Annotated in this window: 3 protein-coding genes; 2 read left to right on the top strand and 1 reads right to left on the bottom strand. The window is 66.0% G+C overall.

All coding sequences use genetic code 11. From position 1 onward, the window contains the following. The first annotated feature begins 398 nt into the window (after positions 1–398). The gene (locus QH270_RS14055) at positions 399–803 is read left to right on the top strand and encodes a four-helix bundle copper-binding protein (RefSeq protein WP_054811674.1); all 405 of its coding nucleotides are present in this window, start codon (positions 399–401) and stop codon (positions 801–803) included. 183 nt (positions 804–986) lie between these two features. Here QH270_RS14055 and QH270_RS14050 read toward each other — a convergent pair whose 3' ends face one another. Beyond that, the gene (locus QH270_RS14050; protein ID WP_146088985.1) at positions 987–1,970 is read right to left on the bottom strand and encodes a hypothetical protein; all 984 of its coding nucleotides are present in this window, start codon (positions 1,968–1,970) and stop codon (positions 987–989) included. A 251-nt stretch (positions 1,971–2,221) separates the two neighbouring features. Here QH270_RS14050 and QH270_RS14045 point away from each other — a divergent pair, with 251 nt between their 5' ends. Beyond that, positions 2,222–2,443, top strand: coding sequence for a heavy-metal-associated domain-containing protein (locus QH270_RS14045; protein WP_054811672.1), 222 nt, complete (start codon positions 2,222–2,224; stop codon positions 2,441–2,443). The last annotated feature ends 187 nt before the right edge of the window (positions 2,444–2,630 follow it).

Below are 2,630 nucleotides of genomic sequence, written 5' to 3'. Positions count from 1 at the left end.
CGGCGAGCAGGGCCGGGCGGTCGGGGCCGTCGACCCAGCGAACCTCGACACCGTCACCGAGCGCGTCGACGGTCGACTGGGCGAGCTTGTCGGCGATCAGAACTACAGGACGGCCTGCTTGGCTCACTGTGGGGTACTCCTCTGTGCTGGGTTCGACGATGAGTTCGTGTCGAACGGACTACGAATATCTACGTAGTTAGACAGTAGATATCGGCTCGGTGTGGAGCAACCGATCCGAGGTGTGGCGCGCGCCATGGCCTGCTGGGTGCCGGCTCCCGCAACCCGCGAGACGATCGCCCCGTGGCCGGTCGAGTCCGCCGGTTCGCTGCGGTTTCGCCCCCCGGTGGCCGGGTAATGCACCGACGACCAGCTGGAACTTTTCGTCGAGGAGGAAACTCATGGGTACCGTCGCTGAACTGCTCGACTCGTATCCGGCCGATCTCGGCCAGGTCGACCGGAATGTACTTGCCACGTGCATCGAACGATGTTTCGAATGCGCACAGGCCTGCACCGCGTGCGCGGATGCCTGCTTGAGCGAGCCGAGCGTGGCCGAAATGGTCAAGTGCATCAGATCCGATCTCGACTGCGCCGACATCTGTGACACCACAGGAAGAGTGTTGTCGCGTCACACCGGCTACGACGCGAACTTGACCCGAGCGGTTCTCGAAGCCTGTGCGACCGCGTGCGCGAGCTGCGCGGATGAATGCGAACGCCATACCGCCCACGAACACTGCCGGGTCTGCGCGCAGACATGCCGACGCTGTGAAACGGCGTGCAGGGAATTGATCGCAGCCCTCGGCTGAACGCCGACTCGGCGCGCCCGGGCAGTCGAGCCGCATATCCGGCGCGGCCACGACGGCGCTGGATATGCGGAAATGAATCATGTTCACGTCGATTGCGGGCACCCGAGAGCGATGCTACGTAGGAAAGTCGTAGAAACGGTCGGCTTTGCCCGTTGAGCGCGCCGGGATCTCTCCTCCGCAGGCTTAGGTTCCCTCACGCCTTTCGGGTAGAGCAGAGATGATCGCCACCGACATCAAAGCGGACAGCACTACCGTCCCGGTGGCGAGTTCTGCCGACCACGCGACTCCCGGGCCGAGCTGCAAGGCCGCGAACTGCGCCGACCACAGCATCGTCGGCAGCGCGGCCGCGACAACCGCCACTGTCGGCACCCGGGGCATCCAGGCTGTGCCTACCGCGACGAGCCCTTCGATGACCAGCCCGGCAACGACGGCGGCCACCACGACCGAGGGGCGGGTGAAGTTCTGCACGGTCTGGGCGAGGATGGCCAATGCAGTGACGAAGGCTGTGATCGCACCGACGGGCAATCGCCGCCGCTTCAGCAGCAGCGCAACCGGGACCACGACCAGCGCGGTAGTGATCAGATAGGCGCCGAGTCCGGCCTGGGCCGGGATCTCGGTGGCGTAGTGCGCCGGGGTGCCCTCGGGGAAGTCGCCGACTGCGCGCAGTGGTGCGTCGGTGGTGAACGCGGAGACATAGCTGAGGGCAAAGCCGACGATCGCGGTGATGGCAGTCGCGGCGATGACCGCGGGCACGGCCCACAACGGTGCTGAGGGCTGTTTGATCTGGGTCGCGCGCAGCGGGCCGGAGAACAGCAGAACGGCCCCGGTGAACAGGAGTAGGTGAGTCGGGCTGACCAACGCGTCGAGCCCGGATTCGACCCCGAACCTCAGATGCCACGCCATGTCCGCGAGCCCGGCGGCGGCGAAGACGCCGACCCCGGCCAGCGACCCACCGTACCCCCGCGGCATCGACACCGCCGCCGACATCAGCGATCGACCTGTTCTACGGCGCCGCACGCCCATCGTCAACAGCAGGGCAGCCGCTGCGCCGACGCCGGAATACAACAGCAGATGCCACCAGGTGAAGAACGAGTCCGGTAAATCCAGGTAGTGCGCACGCCCGTCCAGGTGTACGGCCAAGACGATCCAGACGCTCGTGGCGGCCATGGCGAGGTCCTCGCCTCGGGTGCTGTCAGCGGTTCGCGCCTCGATGCCGGCGCGATCACTCCCTTGTGTTTTCACCACGGCCAGGCCCCTTTCCGATTCGATGCGAGTCCCGGTGACCCACGTCACCAATATACCCCCGCTAGGTATATGGGTAAATGGCTCGATACCTATACCCCCTAGGGGTTTACATTCACGAGATGATGTCGTAGCGTCTCTCCTCGGAAAGCAACGCCACACAAGGAGACCCGGCCATGAGCACCACAACCACCACGAGCACCTACGTCGTTTCGGGCATGTCCTGTGGCAGCTGCGTCGGCAAGGTCAGCGCCGGACTCGAAAAGCTCTCTGGCATCGACGACGTCGGCATCGATCTGACCAGCGGCGCGGTCACCGTCACCGGCGCCAGCGCCGCAGACGCCGCACTGATCCAGGCCACCGTCGAAAACCTCGGCTACGAACTCGTCCAGAGCTGACCCCGGCCGGGGGGGGGGGGGGGGGGGCGCGCGCCCCCGCGCCGCGCCGCCGACGCCGGGGCGTTACGGGCGAGAATGTCTCGGGGCTTTCGCCCGCACACTGATCCGCGTAAACCCCACGCGCCTTATATATCTCTGCCCAACAGGACTAGGGCCCCGCGGGCATTGCCTGCGGGGCCCTCGAACG

Origin of the sequence: Nocardia neocaledoniensis (assembly GCF_029868625.1) — a bacterium.
Classification (GTDB): domain Bacteria; phylum Actinomycetota; class Actinomycetes; order Mycobacteriales; family Mycobacteriaceae; genus Nocardia; species Nocardia neocaledoniensis_A.
This window is presented reverse-complemented; position numbering and strand designations above follow the sequence as displayed.

What these genes read in the sequence shown, in the direction of transcription:
- QH270_RS14055 (WP_054811674.1), top strand. Translation starts at nt 399, where the DNA reads ATGGGTACCGTCGCTGAACTGCTCGACTCGTATCCGGCCGATCTCGGC.
- QH270_RS14050 (WP_146088985.1), bottom strand. Translation starts at nt 1,970, where the DNA reads ATGGCCGCCACGAGCGTCTGGATCGTCTTGGCCGTACACCTGGACGGG.
- QH270_RS14045 (WP_054811672.1), top strand. Translation starts at nt 2,222, where the DNA reads ATGAGCACCACAACCACCACGAGCACCTACGTCGTTTCGGGCATGTCC.